The sequence below is a fragment of the Caballeronia jiangsuensis genome, from assembly GCF_046030135.1.
Classification (GTDB): domain Bacteria; phylum Pseudomonadota; class Gammaproteobacteria; order Burkholderiales; family Burkholderiaceae; genus Caballeronia; species Caballeronia jiangsuensis.
In genome coordinates, this window is the sequence record NZ_JAQQDB010000008.1 from 37,240 (window position 1) to 53,628 (window position 16,389).

Sequence of the window (16,389 nt, forward strand, 5' to 3'; positions counted from 1 at the left end):
GAAAAAGCTACTCCGCTACGTGTCGACCGGCAATCGCGTCAAACCCTGCGCTGCTTCATCTGCCCGGCGATGTAATCCGCCTGCCGGATCGCCAGCGTGACGATCGTGAGCGTCGGGTTTTCCGCGGCGCCCGTCGTGAACTGGCTGCCATCGGAGATGAACAGGTTCGCCACTTCGTGCGTCTGGCCGTGCGAATTGCAGACGCCATCGCTGGCTTTCGCGCTCATGCGGGCCGTGCCGAGATTGTGCGTCGATGGATACGGCGGCACGAGATACGTCGCCTTCGCGCCCGCCGCTTCGTAGACCGCGCTGCCCTGCTTGTACGCGTGCTCGCGCATCGCTTCGTCGTTCGGATGATCGTCGAAGTGAACGTTCGGCACCGGCAGGCCGTACTGATCCTTCACGTCGGTATTGAGCGTGATGCGGTTCGATTCGCGCGGCATGTCCTCGCCGACGATCCACATGCCCGCCGTGTACTGATACTGATCCATCGCCGCCGCGAAGTTCGGTCCCCAGGAGCCCGGATCGAGAAACGCCGCGTAGAACGGCAGCCCGAGCGAAAGCGTCTCCAGGTGATAGCCGCCCGCGAAGCCGCGCTTCGGATCGAACACGGATTCGTCCTCGATGATGCCGGCCATCGTCGTGCCCTTGTACATCTCGACCTTGTCGTTGAACACGCCATAGACCGAGCCTGTGGTGTGCCGCATGTAGTTGCGGCCCACCTGGCCCGAGCCGTTCGCGAGGCCATCGGGGAATTTGCTCGAATGCGAGTTGAGCAACAGGCGCGGCGTCTCGATCGCATTGCCCGCCACGGCGACGACGCGCGCCTTCTGCCGCTGCAGCTTGCCGTCCTTGTCGTAGTAGACGACGCCTGTCGCCTTGCCGCGCGCATCGTGCTCGATCTTGACGACATGCGACTGCGGGCGCAGCTCCATGCGGCCCGTCGCCTGCGCGCGCGGCAGCTCGGTGTAGAGCGTCGACCACTTCGCGCCCGTGCGGCAGCCCTGAAAGCAGAAACCGCGCTGGAAGCAGTGCGTGCGATCGTCGCGCACCGTGCTGTTGATCGCCATGTGGCCGGTGTTGCACTCCTTGTAGCCGAGCTTCGTTGCGCCCGCCGACATGACCTTGAAGTTGTTGTTCCCCGGCAGTCCCGGATTGCCGTTCGTGCGCGTCACGCCCATCTTCTTCTCGGCGCGGTCATAGTAAGGATCGAGTTCCGCGCGCGTGACCGGCCAGTCGAGCAGATTGGCGTCCTGCACGTCGCCGTAGGTCGTCTTCGCCTTGAACTCGTGCGGCTGGATGCGCAGGCTCGCGCCCGCCCAGTGAACGGTGGTCCCGCCTACCGTCTTGCAGATCCATGCGGGCAGGTTCGGAAAGTCCTTCGCGACGCGCCAGTTACCCGACGTCGTGCGATTGTCGAGCCACGAGAGCTGCTTGAACGCGCTCCACTCTTCCGTCGCGAAATCACCCTGCGTGTGCATCGCGCCCGCTTCGAGCACGACCACGTCGACGCCCTTCTGCGCGAGTTCGTTGGCGAGCGTCCCGCCACCCGCCCCGGATCCGATGATCACCACGACGTGATCGTCGGTGTGTCTGAACTGCACCTTGTTGTCCGTATACATGTCTGTCTCCGTTTTCCGTCGGATCGCTCGAATGGGTTAGCTGTCTTTCGGAATCGGGCCGCTGTCGGCCGCGGGCGGATCGGGCAGCCACGTCAGGTTATTGAAGCCCTGATAGAGATAGCCGCCATCGCCCTTCGACGCCCCATAGCCGAAGTGCTCGTAGGCCAGCGAATTGCTGTACAGGGAAACCACGGCCGTGCTGCGAACCGTGCTGAAGAACGGCGTGCCCGCGAGCGCGGCGACGTCCTGCGCCTTGTCGTTCGCGCCGCGCTTCGTCCAGTCGGAGCCGGCTTTCGCATCGAGTTGCGCAACGCCGTCGGCGAGTTGTTGACGCACTGCGGGATCGGCTTTCGCCTTGGCATCGAGATCCTTGACGACGAGCGCGTAGACGGCGTCATCGAGCGTCGCGTGCGGATAGATCTGCCGGGTCACTTGCAGCAGCACCTCGCCCTGATGCGTGCTGAGCCCCTGCATCTCGAGCGCCCAGACGCGGCTAGGCGCGAGACTCGCGAAAATCGACGTCGCGGCGATCGTCCCGACCAGCACGCCGGTGCCGCGCAGGAATTCGCGTCGTGTCAGTGCGATCTTCGGCGGGGCGGCGGCGATTTCATCGTGATCGTGATCGTGATCGTGATGATGTCCAGCATCGTGCGCGCGCCGCTGCGCGACGATCGGAATGATCGTGTCTCGCATGTCTCTCTCCTTGTGGGGTGCTGCAACAACTTTTGTATGTGGTCCCGCGGTGCCGCCGTGACTACTCGTAATGCCCGTGACGCTCCAGCACTTCGATCTTGTAACCGTCCGGATCCTGAATGAAGAAATATCGCGCGATCAGCGAGCCGTCGTCGTTCTTGAACTCGCGCACGTCGTTGGGCGTAAGCCCCAGTCCGATGAGACGCTCGCGCTCCGCCTTCACATCCGGCACGCTCACCGCGACATGGCCGTAGCCGTCGCCATGCGTATAAGGCTCGGCGCGTCCCTTGTTCCAGGTGAGTTCGAGCTCGGCGTGGGTTTCATCGTTGCGGAGATAAGCGAGCGTGAAGTCCGGAAAATCCAGCCGATGCGCAACGCCGAGATTGAAAGCCTTCTGATAGAAATCGAGCGAGCGTTGCAGATCCTGCACGCGAATCATCGTGTGAATGAGTTTCGACATGAGCGCCTCCTCCTCGTGAGACAAGTGTAGGAAGCGGCGCGCGCAAAGGGTAATGGCGGGTTAAATCGGGCAGTAGGCGTTTCCCCGAGGCGCACGCGCGCCGGCCGGGGAAATCGAGCCGCTACGGCAGCATCCAGGTTCGCGCGAAGTCATCGAAACGCGCGACTTCTTCGGCTCGCCACTGCGCGCTTCGCCCCAGCTCTTCCGCGATGATCCGGGCGACTTCCGGCGCGGCGTCGCGGGCGGCGGCGGCATCGAGAAACAGCGCGCGATTGCGCCGCGCCAGCACATCCTCGACACAGCGCGCGAGTTCGGCCCGAACCGCGAAGCGCGTCTGCGCCTCGGTCAGCCCGCTGGCCTTCACGAGCACGTTATGCGCGCCGGGCAGACGTTCGATCGCGGCGGCATCGGAACCGTAATGGCCGTGCTGCTCCGCCGTCGCGCCATGCAGCGGCAACGACGCCGTGCGGCATGGCGCCTCCGGCAACAGCCGCTTCGCGACGGCCAGATCGATGACCTGCTGCGCCATCAGGCGATACGTCGTCCACTTGCCGCCCGTCACGGTGATCATGCCCGTCGCGTTCATTTCGATCGTATGCTCGCGCGAGAGCGCCGCCGTCGATGCGTTCGAGTCGGCCTTCACGAGCGGACGAAGGCCGGCCCATACGCTAAGTACATCATCGCGCGTAGGCTTCACGGACAGATAATCCGACGCCGTCGCGAGAATGAAGTCGATGTCCTCGTCGCTCGCGCGCGGGTCGAGCGGCAAGTCCTGACGCGGCGTATCCGTCGTGCCGACGATCGTGTGGCCGTGCCACGGCACCATGAAAAGCACGCGTCCGTCTTTCGTCTTCGGCACGAGAATCGCGTCGTTGCTTTGCAGGAAGCGGCCCGGCAACGTGAGATGAACGCCCTGGCTCGGCGCCACGATCGGGCGCACGCCGGGCTCGGCCATCGCGCGGATCGAATCGACCCAGACGCCTGTTGCGTTGACGAGGCAGCGCGCGCCGACGTCGAGGCTATCGCCCGTTTCGACATCCGTCACCGACACGCGATGATGCCCCGCCGCGCGATCGAAACCGATGCCGCGCACGGCCGCATTGTTCAGCGCGAGCCCGCCGAGATCGAACAGCGTGCGCATCAGCGCGATGGCGAGACGCGCGTCGTCGAACTGGCCGTCGCAGTAGAGCGTGCCGCCGCGCAGCGCGTGACCGTCGAGGGAATCGGCGAGCATCGGCGATATCGCCCGCGTTTCCCCGAGGCTCAGGCTGCGGCTCGCGCCGAGGTTCGACGCGCCCGCGAGCCAGTCGTACATCTTCAGTCCCGCGCCGTAGATCAGCTTGTCGCCGAAGCGATACGCCGGAACGACGAAGCCGAGCGCATGCACGAGATGCGGCGCGTTGCGCGCGAGCAGGCCGCGCTCGCGCAGCGCCTCGCGAACGAGCGGGATGTTGCCCTGCGCGAGATAACGCACGCCGCCATGAACGAGCTTCGTCGCCTTGCTCGACGTGCCCTTGGCGAAGTCGCGCGCCTCGAGCAGCAAGGTCCGGTAACCGCGCGATGCCGCATCGACGGCCGTGCCGAGACCGCTCGCGCCGCCGCCGATCACGACGACATCGAATACGGGCGTTTTGTCGAGTTCGCGCAGCAGCGATGCGCGGTCGGAAGGCTTGGTGTCTGTCACTTGTCGTTGTGTTCGCAAGCCTGGCGCTTGGTCGAGTCGATCGGCGTGCCGTCCTTGTGCACGAAGCGGCCATCGGCGTTGGCGCTCATCATGTCGATATCGGAACAGGTCGTGAGGTCCTCATACACGCGGCTGCCGACTTCCAGATACACGGCCACCGTATCCGACCGATTGATCATGTGATGGCCGTTGCCCGTGCCCTTCGGAAACGCCGCGCAATCGCCCGCGCGCAAGGTCGTTTCGCCTTCGTCCTCGATCAGCACCAGTTCGCCTTCGAGGACATGAACGAACTCATCCTCGTGCGAATGCCAGTGACGCTGGCTCGACCATCCGCCCGGCGGCAGATGCATCAGATTCACGCCGAAATCACCGAGACCGCCCGCATCGCCGAGACGCTGGCGGGTGCGATCGGCGCACGGCGCATCGAAGGGCGGCGGATATCCCGAGCCTTTTATCCGCGGCACGGCGGCGAGATCGATCTTCGGCATGGCAAGCCTATGTGTTGGCGATCAGCAGTTCTTCGGCATTGTTCGGCGGACGCAGGCCGTCGGTTCTGTTCGCGAAGTATCGCTGTGTCAGGTCCTCGGCCGAAACGTGTCGCGCGTCCTTGAAGCCCGCATCGTGAGCCAGCGCCTTGATTTGAGCCGGCGTGAAGAAGCTGATGAACGGCGTGCCGCTCGCACGCGCGCCCTTCTCCGCCATCTCCAGACCCGGACGCACGTCGGGGTCCGCGAGTTCGATCGGCAGCAGGAAGGTCATCGCGAAGGTCGATCCCGATGCAAAGCCCGCGACTTCGCGCAACGTGGCGGCGTTCGCTTCCTTCGTGAGATACATGCTGACGCCCGTCGATACGACGATTGCGGGCCTGCTCTCATCGAAACCGTTCTGCACGAGCTTCTCGCGCCACGATTCTCCCGCTTCGAAATCCACGGGCACGAAATGCAGCCGCTCCGGCACGCCGTAGCCGAGTTCGATCAGACGACGACGCTTCCACGCCTGCGGTCCCGGCGGATCGACTTCGAAAATATTCAGTCGCGCGGCGATCTCCGGCCGGCGTTGCGCGAAGCTGTCGAGACCCGCGCCGAGAATGACGTACTGCGCGACATTGCGATCGAGCGCTTCCGTGACGAGATCTTCGATGAAGCGCGCACGCGCCACGATCGACGCGCGAAAAGGCCGCGTGAACTGCGGGTTCATGTCGCCGCGTTCGCGCCAGTTCGCATCGGGCGCGAGCAGTTCGAGGCCGATGGTGTCTTTCAGGACATGCGGCGGCGCATCGGCTTCGGCGTGCAGCGCGCGCCACATCGCGACGCGTGCGGCGGTGCTGTCGGGCGCCTCGTTGATGTTGTCGTTCATGGTTCAGCGTTCGATCGGATCGATGAGGTTGTAAGCACAGAATGTCTCACACTTCGACGGCGTCGTCTCGACCACTACAATCGGTACTTTCGCTGCACACGAACAAGGACGCGAATATGGCGCAGGCGCCGCGCATCGACCGGAATGAAGCAAGCAGCACGCGGAACGAACGCCGCTGGCTCACCATCGGCGGACCCATCCTCTTTCTGCTCCTCTGGTCCGCGGGATTTCCGATTGCGAAGACCGGCCTGCACTACGCGTCGCCGCTGACGTTTCTATCGATACGCTTTGCGTTGAGCGTCGGCGTGCTGCTCGCCGTATGCGCGATCAAGCGGCCGCGATGGCCGAGCAATGCGCGCGCGTGGCTGCATCTCGGCGTCGTCGGCTTTCTCGTGCAGGTCATGTACTTCGGGCTCAGCTATCTGTCGATGACGGCGGGCATCGCGACCTCCGTGCTCGCGTTGATCGTGTCCCTGCAGCCGATTCTCGTCGGCGTGCTCGCGCCGAAGTTCGTCGGCGAACGAATCGGCGTGCGACGCTGGATCGGCCTGCTGCTCGGGCTCGCGGGCGCGGCGGGCGTGATCGCCGCGCGCGGGCCGCTGCATGCGGATTCGCTCGGACCGGTGCTGCTCGCGATCGGCGCGCTCATCGGCATCACGGGCGCGATGCTGTACGAGAAGCGGCTCGGCACGGCGCAGGATCCGATCACGTCGAACCTCGTGCAATACAGCGTCGGCTTCGTGTTCTGCGCGCCGATGGCGCTCGCCTTCGAGCACACGCAAGTACAATGGACGCCCACGTTCATCGCGACGCTCGCCTATCTCGTGATCGGCAATTCGCTGATCGAGATCACGCTGCTGCTCGCGATGACCCGCGCGGGCAAGGTATCGCAAGTGGCGTCGCTGTTCTTCTTCATCCCGCCCGCGGCGGCCGTGCTGTCTTACTTCTTCCTCGGCGAAGTGCTGCCGGCAGCCGCATGGTGGGCGATGGGCGTCGCGGTGCTCGGCGTCGCGATTGCGACGTGGACGCCGCGCAAGTGAGCGCTCAATGCGAATGCTTCGGCACTTCCGCGCCACGGCAGCCGACGAGAAAGTCGAAGTCGCAACCTTCGTCGGCTTGCAGCACATGCTCCACATATAGCTTGCGATAGCCGCTGCGATCCTCGGGAATCTCGCTCTTCGCCGCAAGCCACGCATCGAGACGCGTGCGGATTTCATCGTCGTCGATATCGATGCGCAGCACGCCCTTGTCGCAATCGAGTTCGATCCAGTCGCCATCGCGCACGATCGCGAGCGGCCCGCCCGCGCGCGCCTCGGGCGCGACGTGCAGCACCACCGTGCCATACGCCGTGCCGCTCATGCGCGCATCCGATACGCGCACCATGTCCGTCACGCCTTGCGCCAGCAGCTTCGGCGGCAGGCCCATGTTGCCGACCTCGGCCATGCCCGGATAACCCTTCGGCCCGCAGTTCTTCATCACGAGCACGGAGTCCGCCGTGACATCGAGATCGGGATCGGCGATGCGCTGCTTGTAGTCGTCGAAATTCTCGAAGACGACCGCGCGGCCCCGATGCTTCAGAAGCGCGGCCGTCGCCGCCGATGGCTTCAGCACCGCGCCGTTCGGCGCGAGATTGCCGCGCAGCACGCACAATCCGCCATCCGCGACGAGCGGCTTTTCGATCGGCCGGATCACTTCGTCGTTGTAGAGCGGCGCTTCCTTCACGTTCTCCCAGAGCGTGCGGCCGTTCGCGGTGAGCGCATCGGGATGCGGAATCAGGTTCGCTTCGCCAAGACGCCTCAACACCGCGGGCAAACCGCCCGCGTAGTAAAACTCTTCCATCAGGAAGCGCCCCGAAGGTTGCAGATCGACGAGCGTCGGCGTGCCGCGGCCGATGCGCGTCCAGTCGTCGAGTTCGAGCTTCACACCGATGCGCCCCGCGATCGCCTTCAGGTGAATCGCGGCATTCGTCGAGCCGCCGATCGCCGCATTCGCGCGGATCGCATTCTCGAACGCCTCGCGCGTGAGCAGCTTCGAGAGACGCAAATCTTCCAGCGCCATCTCGACGATGCGCATGCCCGACAGATGCGCGAGCACATAACGCCGCGAATCGACGGCCGGAATCGCCGCATTGTGCGGCAGCGTGACGCCGAGCGCTTCAGCCATGCACGCCATCGTCGATGCGGTGCCCATCGTGTTGCAGGTGCCCGTCGAGCGCGACATGCCCGCTTCCGCCGACATGAATTCGTGGATCGAAATCTTGCCCGCCTTGACCTGCTCGCTCAGTTGCCACACAACCGTGCCCGAGCCGATGTCGCGGCCGTGGTGCTTGCCGTTCAACATCGGGCCGCCGGAAACGACGATCGCGGGCACGTCGCAGCTCGCCGCGCCCATCAGGAGCGCGGGCGTCGTCTTGTCGCAACCGACGAGCAGCACGACCGCATCGACGGGATTGCCGCGTATCGCTTCCTCGACGTCCATGCTCGCGAGATTGCGCGTGAACATCGCGGTGGGCCGCAGGTTCGATTCGCCGTTCGAGAACACCGGAAACTCGACGGGAAAGCCGCCGGCCTCATACACCCCGCGCTTCACGTGCTCGGCGATCTTGCGAAAGTGCGAGTTGCATGGCGTTAGTTCGGACCACGTATTACATATGCCGATGATCGGCTTGCCCGCGAACTCGTGATCCGGAATGCCCTGGTTTTTCATCCAGCTCCGGTACATGAAGCCGTTCTTGTCGGCGGTGCCGAACCACGCGGCCGAGCGGAGCTTGGTTTTGGGGGCGCTCATGGCTGTGCTCACTCTGCGAGAAAGTTGTATAAATAGCATGACTATATCGATGACACGCACCGGGAAAACGCTAATCGCAACGTCAAAACAGTCTGCATATAGTTTGTCTATTGAAGTCGGCGCGCGGGCTTCGCAGATCCCAATTACTAGTTCAAACACGCCGCGCTTTCGAATCGCCCTCTCGCACACTGCTCGCATCGTCTTCCGCAACACTGCCGTCTTTCATTCATGAAAGCGGCCTGCGGTCGACATGCCGTGGAACCCAGTATCTGAACGTGATCGACGATGAGTCGACCCATCGACCAACGAAGAAGAGAACGGAGGAAGACATGGCGCAAGATCGGGATGACGACGCAAAAGACAGCAGCCTCATCAGCGCGGGCCGGCGCGGCATCATGCAGGGCGCGGGCCTCGGTGCGGCGCTGTCGCTGCTCGGCGGCGTGACAGGTGGCGGCGGGCTGATCTCGAGCGCGCAGGCGGCCGAAGCGGCGTTCCCGCAGCACAAGAAATGGAAGATCGTGTTCGTCAATCATGTGACGACGAATCCGTTTTTCGTGCCGACGCAGTACGGCATTCAGGACGCATGCGCCATGTTCGGCATGGACTATCAGTGGACTGGCTCGGCCACGTCCGATGCGGGCGAAATGGTGCGCGCGGTGAATTCCGCGATCGCCGCGAAAGCCGATGCCATCGCGGTACCGATCGTCGATCCGAACGCATTCGACAAGCCCATTCAGGCCGCGCTCGACGCCGGCATTCCCGTGTTCGCTTACAACGCCGACGCGCCGCGCGGCAAGAGCAATCCGCGGCTCGCGTATATCGGGCAGGATCTGTATTTGTCGGGCTATCAGATGGGCGAGCGCATCGCGAGCATGATCGACAGCGGCATGGTCGCGCTCTTCATCGCGACGCCGGGGCAATTGAACATCCAGCCGCGTCTCGACGGCGCAAGCGATGCGATCAAGAAGTCCGGCAAGAAGATCGACATTCAGACCGTCGCGACCGGCGCGACCGTCAACGAAGAACTCTCGAAGATCAAGTCGTTCTATCTCGGCCATCAGGATCTGAAAGGCATGTTCGCCGTGGACGCGGGCAGCACGCAGGGCGTCGCGCAGGTGATGAAGGAATCGAATCTGCCGTCGAAGGGCGTGCACGGCGGCGGCTTCGACCTGTTGCCGCAGACCATCCAGCTCATTCACGAAGGCTTCCTCGATTTCACCATCGACCAGCAGCCTTATGTGCAGGGCTTCTATACGGTGATGGAAGCGTTCGTGTTCCTCGCGTCGGGCGGGCTCGTCGGGCCGGCCAACATCAACACGGGTCTCAAGTTCGTGACGAAGGATACGGTCGAGCCTTATCTCAACACCTCGACGCGTTATGAAGGCAAGACCACCAAGCCGCAAATCGTGCCGATGAAAGGCGCGATCAAGTCCTGATGAACACGGTGAACGAACCTCGTAAAGCAACCACGCCCGCGCAGACTGCCAGTCCGCGCGGTGCGTGGGCGTCGCATTGGGCGCCCGAGTTGCGCATCCTGCTCGTCGCCGTGCTGCTTGCCGCGTATTTCCAGTTCGTCAATCACGACTTCCTGCTCAGCAACGCGAGCCTCGTCAATCTCTCGCAGTACGTTGCGCCGGTCGCGATCATCGCGTTCGGCGAGATCATGCTGATGATCGGCGGCGACATCGATCTCTCGGCGGGCATGGTGTTCGCGTTCGCGCCGTTCATGATGGTGTTCGCGAACGATGCGGGCGCGCCGATGTGGCTCGCGGTGATCGCGGGGCTCATCGCGGCCGCGATCATCGGCTTCGTGAACGGGGCGGTAACGGTCTTTTTGCGCCTGCCTTCGTTCGTGACGACGCTCGGCACGCTCTTTCTGATCAACGGCATCACGCTGACCGTTTCACGCGGCACGCCCGCCGCGACGCCGGGCTCGCCCGCGTTCGCCGCCGTGATGGGCGCGTGGGGCTATAGCGAGATCATCTGGACCGTGGCGATCGCGTTCGTCATGCATGTGCTGTTGCGGCATACGCGCTGGGGTCTGCACACGCAGGCGGCCGGCGCGAACGCGCTCGGCGCGAGCGAGGCAGGCATCCACGTGAACCGGCTTCGGCTCGGCAACTTCGTGATCGCCGCCGTGCTCGCGGGCTTCACCGGCATCCTCGAAAGCTTCCGCATCACGTCGATCGATCCGCAAGCGGGCGGCAATCAGATCATGTTTCTCGCGGTCGCCGCTGCCGTGATCGGCGGCACGCCGTTGACGGGCGGCTCGGGCACGATCGTGGGCGGCCTGCTCGGCGCGGCGGTGCTCGGCATTCTGAGCGACGGCTTCACGCTGATCGGCATCAACGCGTTCACGTTCAACATCATTCTCGGGGCTGCGATTCTCGCGGCGATGATCTTCAATATTCACGTCGGACGCATCCGCCGCAAGGGAGCACGGTGATGGCAGAACCGCTAACGGCTCCCGCCGCATCCGCCGATCTCGCGCTGCGCGGCGACAACCTCGTCAAGCGCTTCGGCGCGGTCACCGCGCTCGACGGCGTGTCGCTTTCGCTCGGCAAAGGCGAGATTCTCGGCATTCTCGGCGACAACGGCGCGGGCAAGTCGACGCTCGTGAAGATTCTCACGGGCTTTCATCAGCAGACGAGCGGCACGCTCTCCGTGCACGGCGAGGAGACGCTGCTCAAGTCCGTCGATCATGCGCGCGCGCTCGGCATCGAATGCGTGTATCAGGATCTCGCGCTCGCGAATTCGCTGTCGATCTATCACAACATGTTCCTCAATCGCGAGATCGTGCGGGGCGGGCCTGCCCGTCTGTTGCGTCTCGTCGATCACAAGCAGATGCGCGAGCGCGCGGCGCAATGCCTGGAGGATATCGGCGTGCATGTGCCTTCCGTCGATCTGCCTGTCGAGCGCTTGTCGGGCGGTCAGCGTCAGGCCATCGCGGTTGCGCGCGCGGTGCATTCGAACGCGAGAATCCTGCTGCTCGACGAACCCCTCGCCGCGATGGGTGCGCGCGAGGCCGCGCTCATCATCGATCTCGTGATGCGCCTGAAGGAGAAAGGCGGACTCTCGATCATCATGATCATGCACAACTATGCGCAGACGCTCGATATCGCGGATCGCATCATGTTGATGCAGCGCGGGCGCGTTACTTACGAGCAGCGCAGCGCGAATACGTCGGTCGCGGAGTTGATGGATATCGTGAGGCGGGAATATCGGGCGATGCGCGCGACGACCGCTGGTTAGACGCCGCGCGCGCCGCATCATGGACTACCGCAACCCCAAGCAACGCAAGAGCATGCACGGACGCATCGTGCAGGAACTCGGCATGCGGATCGTGAGCGGCGGCATCAAGCCGGGCGAGCGTCTGCCCGCCGAGCCCACGCTGTGCGAAAGCTATGGCGTGAGCCGCCCGGTGCTGCGCGAGGCGACGCGCGTGCTGGTCGCGAAGGGGCTCGTCGTGTCGAAGCCGCGCGTGGGCAGCGTCGTGCGCCCGCGCGACGAGTGGCACATGCTCGACCCCGACGTGCTCGTGTGGACCATCAGTCATCTTCCCGAAGGCGAGTTCTTCCGCTCGCTGATGACGGTGCGCCAGATCATCGAACCCGCCGCCGCCGCGCTCGCGGCCATCTCCGCCACCGACGAGGACATCGCGCATATCGGCGCTGCGTATGAGCGCATGGAAGGCGCGCAAACCGCCGCCGATCTGCTCGATCCGGATCTGGCTTTTCATCGCGCGATCATGACGGCGACGCATAACGACATGCTCGCGTATATCGGCAACATGCTGTCGCTCGCGCTCAGCGAATCGATCAAGCTCACGAGCCGTCATCCGAACACGCACGCGCTGTCGCTGCCGCGTCACAAGGCGATCTTCACCGCGATCGCGAACCGCGATGCGCTCGCGGCGCGTCAGGCGAGCGTCGTGCAGCTCGACAATGCGCGCGCCGACGCCACGTCGATCCTCGGCGGCGCGGCGCTCGAACCGGATCGGCCGCTTTCGGGCTAAAAATTTCCGATTCCGCGCGGCCGTAGCGTTCGCTTCTTGCGAAACGCGTTCAAGTCTCGTCCATCCCCGCCGTAAACCCTATTGAGACCGGCTTCGACGCGGTCTCCTCTTCGCCCCCCGCTTCCGGCAGCACCCTCCTCCGGGCGGCTCATCGGGGCTATTAGACGAGCATTCCACCATTCCTGCGTCCGACGCGGGATGAAGGTCCGTCATCGGTCCGTCCGCGTTCGCCCGGACGACTCGCGGAACGTGCGCCTACTTCGTGGACATGGATATTGACCATTTAGTAGTGCGTATCTGACATGACGAACTTCGTTCAATCCGGCATTCCGGCTTCGCCCTTCATTCGATGCAAGGCCGTCGCGCTCGCTGCTGCAGCAAGCGTGCTGCTTGCGGCATGCGGCGGCGGTGGCGGCGGCGGCCCTGCTTCATCCTCGGACGCCTCGCGCAGCGGCGCTTCGGCCGTGTCTGTTCCGGCGACGGATCTTCCGGCCTCGGGCACAGGGACATCGAAGCTCACGACGAGTCCTCCTTCCGCCAACGGCGCCACCGAAAGCATCGCTCCGGTGAGCGGCGCGTCGTCGCCCGCCGTCAGCGCGCCCGATCCGGCCTCGAACGCCGGCAATACCACGACGCCGCTTCCGACCGTCCGGCCCTTCTACGGCGTGAACGGTCACAACAACGAGGGCGGCGCCTACGATCTCTCCAGCTTCGCGCTGCAGCTTTCGCAGTTGCAGGACCTGGGCGCAAAGCTGTATCGCAACGAGGTGTATAGCCAGGGCACCGCGAACAAGCTCGCGGGCGTCGCTCAACTGATGGCGGCCGGCGGCGTCACCGTGTATCCGGTGATGCTCATGGGCATCGATACCTTCAACAACGAAACCGAAGGCTACAACGCGGGCTTCGCACTCGGACAGCAGACGGCGACCTCGCGCCATTACCCGTACTACGAAGTCACGAACGAGATGGAAGCGGAACTGCTCATCGGCAATGTGGATGGCGTTTATCCGCAGCAGTTCGATGTCGTGAAGTTCAGAATCCTGCGCGGCGTGATTCGCGGGATGATCGCGGGCATCAAGTCGGTGGACGCGTCGGGCAAGATCATCATGGGCGGCGGCACGTGGCTGCACTACGGCTTCCAGAAGATGCTCGCGGCCGGCATGGAGCCGGACGGCAGCATCGGGCATGCGGTTGTCGACTGGGATATCACCGCGTGGCACTGGTACTCCGAGCAGGGCGATATCACCAACGCTTGCGGCGGCACGGGCTGCCATAACGTGCTCGCCGAACTCAAGTCGCTCGGCAAGCCGATCTGGATCAACGAGTTCGGCGTGCGCCCGAACTACGGCACCGATCAGCAGATCGCGGCGTATCTCGTCGGCAACCGCATGATGGCGCAGTTCGTCGCGCTTGCATCGACATACGATATCGAATCGATCCAGAGCTACGAGCTATACGACGATCCGATAGGCGGAGAAGGCGCGTTCGGCTTGCTCAAGAACGATGGCTTCACGCAAAAGCCCGCCTACGCCGCATACAAGAGCTTCGTCGCGGCGCATCCTATGTGATGTCCGTGGCTTCGATCATCACGCGGCCATTCTCGATGCGGATCGGAATCCGCCTGAGGCTCGCGCCGAGACAGGGGCCATCGACGCACATACCGTCTTCGAAGCGAAACATCGCGCTGTGATGCGCGCACATCAGCAGTCCGCCTTCGTAAGTCCAGAAGGCATCCGGTTCGTAGTTGAGCGGGATCGAGAAGTGCGGGCACACGTTGCGATACGCCCACGCCTCGCCGCCGCGACGCAGCACGAGAACCGATGGCGCGGCTTCGAGGCCGCCGCCGTCGGGCACGTCGTGGAGCGCGCAGACATCGTTCGATGTGGAATGGCTCACGCTCGTCCTCGCGGGATCAGCACGAAATCGCGCGCCGCGTCGTACCCGCCGTCCTTGCTCACATACTCCATGACGAGCGAGGGCTTCACGCCGAACACCGCATCGGAGTGCACGTAGGGATCGTCGGACGAATAGAGCGCGGTCGTCAATGACTCGTAGCCGGGCGCGTCGATGCGAAAGTGAATATGCGCGGGACGCATCGGATGGCGGCCCGTCGCGAGCAGCATTTGGCCGACGGGTCCGTCTGTCGGAATCGGATAGCTCGTCGGCTTGATCGAATGAAATGCGTACGCGCCATCCGCATTCGTGCGAAAGCGCCCGCGCAGATTGCCTTCGGGCTGATCCGGGTCCTGGCCTTCATACATGCCGTTCGGCGCGGTCTGCCAGACTTCGATCAGCGCATCGGCGACGGGCTTTCCGTTCACATCGCTGACGACGCCATGAAAGAACACCGGCTCGCCATCGCTTTGCGCGATGTTCGCGCCGAACGCCGATTCCTTCACGCCATCGCGATAGAACGGGCCGAGCAGGCTGCTCTCGGTCGCGCCTTCGTCGTGATGCTGGTTGATGTCGTCGAGCACGATCGAAAGCCCCAGCGTGTCCGACAGCAGGATGAACTCCTGCCGGATGCCGTCGCACTTCTTGCCCGTGGCCGTCAGGAACTCGATGCCTCGCCGCCATTCGTCGTGCGTGAGGTTCACTTCGCGCGCGAACGCGTGCAGATGGCGCACGAGCGCGGTGACGATTTCTTTCGTGCGCGCGTCGGCGCACTGACCGAAGGCTTGCGTGACGTTTTGCGTGAGTGACTCGTTCATGGTCGTCGTCCTTCGTAGGCCGCTTCCAGCAATGCGCGCAGCGGTGCGTGCTCGATCGGCCGCGGGTTCCAGTACGGGCTTTTCAACGCGACATCGACGGCGATATCGATATCGCTTTCCTTCATGCCGATGTCCTTCAGCGCAGTCGGCGCGCCGTTCACGCGCGCGAGTTCGAATGCGCCGATGGCGGCATCGTCCGAGCCGAGCGCGCGAGCGATGCGCTTCATTGCGTCGGGAGCGGCATCGCGGTTATAGGCGAGCGCGTGCGGCAGCACGATGGTATGCGTCTCCGCGTGCGGCAGATTGAACGTGCCGCCGAGCGTATGGCACAGCTTGTGATGCAGCGACATGCCCACGCTGCCCAGCACCGCGCCGCACAGCCACGCACCGTAGAGGCAATCGCTGCGGGCATCGAGATCGTCCGGCTTCGCGACGACCTTACCGATGCCCTGCGCGAGCGCGCGAATGCCTTCTTCCGCCATCAGGCTTACGACGGGATTCGCGTCTTGCGCATAAAGCCCTTCGGCGGCGTGCGCGATCGCGTTGATGCCGCTCGTCACCGAAAGCGACGCGGGCAGCGACACCGTGAGTTGTGGATCGTAGATCACGGTCTTCGGCAGCACGCGCATGTCGCGGCCAGTCTTCTTCAGGCCCGCTTCGGTGAGGCCGTAGATGGGCGTCATTTCCGAGCCGGCATATGTGGTCGGCACGGCGAGTATCGGCAGCGACGATGTCAACGCGATCGCCTTGCCGAGACCCGTCGTCGAGCCGCCGCCGATGGCGATCGCGCAATCCGCGCCGATGCGCTCCGCGTACTCGCGCGCCTCGCGCGCCGTTTCGACCGGCACATGCATCACCGCTTTCGCGAACACGCCGGCCGCGCGATGTCCGATGCGTTCCGCGAGCGCTTCGGCCTGATCGCGCTGCGGCGGCGTCGAGAGGATGAGCGCGCGCTGCGCGCCCAGAAGCTCGATCTCGCGCTCGACATGTTCGATGCTCCCCGCGCCGAACACCACGCGAGACGGCATGCCCTGATAGATGAACGATTGCATGATTCCCGA

At 64.2% G+C, this 16,389-nt stretch carries 16 protein-coding genes; 6 read left to right on the forward strand and 10 right to left on the reverse strand.

Annotation, left to right across the window (positions count from 1 at the left end):
• Window positions 1–38: 38 nt before the first annotated feature.
• From PQR08_RS10515 to PQR08_RS10540, 6 genes are all read right to left on the reverse strand, one after another.
• Window positions 39–1,622 carry a GMC family oxidoreductase gene (locus PQR08_RS10515; RefSeq protein ID WP_250486416.1) on the reverse strand — a complete coding sequence of 528 codons (1,584 nt, stop codon included), beginning with the start codon at window positions 1,620–1,622 and terminating at the stop codon, window positions 39–41.
• A gap of 36 nt (window positions 1,623–1,658) precedes the next feature.
• Window positions 1,659–2,315, reverse strand: coding sequence for a twin-arginine translocation signal domain-containing protein (locus PQR08_RS10520; protein ID WP_250486417.1), 657 nt, complete (start codon window positions 2,313–2,315; stop codon window positions 1,659–1,661).
• Window positions 2,316–2,376: 61 nt separating this feature from the next.
• Window positions 2,377–2,775: a VOC family protein gene (locus PQR08_RS10525; protein WP_035500273.1), complete on the reverse strand. Its 399-nt coding sequence runs from the start codon at window positions 2,773–2,775 to the stop codon at window positions 2,377–2,379.
• Window positions 2,776–2,896: 121 nt separating this feature from the next.
• Entirely contained in the window at window positions 2,897–4,459 is a 1,563-nt protein-coding gene (locus PQR08_RS10530) for a glycerol-3-phosphate dehydrogenase/oxidase (protein WP_408161278.1), read from the reverse strand.
• Window positions 4,456–4,947: a cupin domain-containing protein gene (locus tag PQR08_RS10535; protein ID WP_250486418.1), complete on the reverse strand. Its 492-nt coding sequence runs from the start codon at window positions 4,945–4,947 to the stop codon at window positions 4,456–4,458. Before PQR08_RS10535 ends, PQR08_RS10530 begins: the two co-directional genes overlap by 4 nt.
• Window positions 4,948–4,954: 7 nt before the next feature.
• Complete coding sequence (locus PQR08_RS10540) at window positions 4,955–5,815, reverse strand: class I SAM-dependent methyltransferase (RefSeq protein WP_250486419.1); 861 nt, start codon at window positions 5,813–5,815, stop codon at window positions 4,955–4,957.
• A gap of 116 nt (window positions 5,816–5,931) precedes the next feature.
• Between PQR08_RS10540 and PQR08_RS10545 the strand changes: the two genes are divergently transcribed.
• Complete coding sequence (locus PQR08_RS10545; protein ID WP_250486420.1) at window positions 5,932–6,855, forward strand: DMT family transporter; 924 nt, start codon at window positions 5,932–5,934, stop codon at window positions 6,853–6,855.
• Between the two features lie 4 nt (window positions 6,856–6,859).
• Here PQR08_RS10545 and PQR08_RS10550 read toward each other — a convergent pair whose 3' ends face one another.
• On the reverse strand, window positions 6,860–8,602 hold the full coding sequence (locus tag PQR08_RS10550) for an IlvD/Edd family dehydratase (RefSeq protein WP_238216978.1): 1,743 nt from the start codon (window positions 8,600–8,602) through the stop codon (window positions 6,860–6,862).
• Between the two features lie 329 nt (window positions 8,603–8,931).
• On the opposite strand from PQR08_RS10550, the gene PQR08_RS10555 reads away from it, so the two are divergent.
• The 5 genes from PQR08_RS10555 (at window position 8,932) to PQR08_RS10575 (ending at window position 14,185) form a co-directional block, all read left to right on the forward strand.
• On the forward strand, window positions 8,932–10,038 hold the full coding sequence (locus PQR08_RS10555; protein WP_187606969.1) for a sugar ABC transporter substrate-binding protein: 1,107 nt from the start codon (window positions 8,932–8,934) through the stop codon (window positions 10,036–10,038).
• Complete coding sequence (locus PQR08_RS10560; protein ID WP_238216973.1) at window positions 10,038–11,048, forward strand: ABC transporter permease; 1,011 nt, start codon at window positions 10,038–10,040, stop codon at window positions 11,046–11,048. Before PQR08_RS10555 ends, PQR08_RS10560 begins: the two co-directional genes overlap by 1 nt.
• Window positions 11,048–11,854, forward strand: a complete 807-nt coding sequence (locus tag PQR08_RS10565; protein WP_051626770.1) for an ATP-binding cassette domain-containing protein — start codon at window positions 11,048–11,050, stop codon at window positions 11,852–11,854. Before PQR08_RS10560 ends, PQR08_RS10565 begins: the two co-directional genes overlap by 1 nt.
• 19 nt (window positions 11,855–11,873) lie before the next feature.
• Window positions 11,874–12,617 carry a FadR/GntR family transcriptional regulator gene (locus tag PQR08_RS10570; RefSeq protein ID WP_250486421.1) on the forward strand — a complete coding sequence of 248 codons (744 nt, stop codon included), beginning with the start codon at window positions 11,874–11,876 and terminating at the stop codon, window positions 12,615–12,617.
• Window positions 12,618–12,919: 302 nt separating this feature from the next.
• Window positions 12,920–14,185, forward strand: a complete 1,266-nt coding sequence (locus tag PQR08_RS10575) for a hypothetical protein (protein WP_250486422.1) — start codon at window positions 12,920–12,922, stop codon at window positions 14,183–14,185.
• On the opposite strand, the gene PQR08_RS10580 is transcribed toward PQR08_RS10575, so the two are convergent.
• From PQR08_RS10580 to PQR08_RS10590, 3 genes are read right to left on the reverse strand one after another with little or no spacing between them, the layout of a single operon-like run.
• The gene (locus PQR08_RS10580; protein WP_238294852.1) at window positions 14,178–14,513 is read right to left on the reverse strand and encodes a Rieske (2Fe-2S) protein; all 336 of its coding nucleotides are present in this window, start codon (window positions 14,511–14,513) and stop codon (window positions 14,178–14,180) included. The two genes, PQR08_RS10575 and PQR08_RS10580, sit on opposite strands and share 8 nt — an antisense overlap.
• Window positions 14,510–15,328: an intradiol ring-cleavage dioxygenase gene (locus tag PQR08_RS10585; protein WP_238216964.1), complete on the reverse strand. Its 819-nt coding sequence runs from the start codon at window positions 15,326–15,328 to the stop codon at window positions 14,510–14,512. The genes PQR08_RS10580 and PQR08_RS10585 overlap by 4 nt, the downstream gene beginning before the upstream one ends.
• Window positions 15,325–16,380, reverse strand: coding sequence for a maleylacetate reductase (locus PQR08_RS10590; protein ID WP_250486423.1), 1,056 nt, complete (start codon window positions 16,378–16,380; stop codon window positions 15,325–15,327). Before PQR08_RS10590 ends, PQR08_RS10585 begins: the two co-directional genes overlap by 4 nt.
• Window positions 16,381–16,389: the final 9 nt, after the last annotated feature.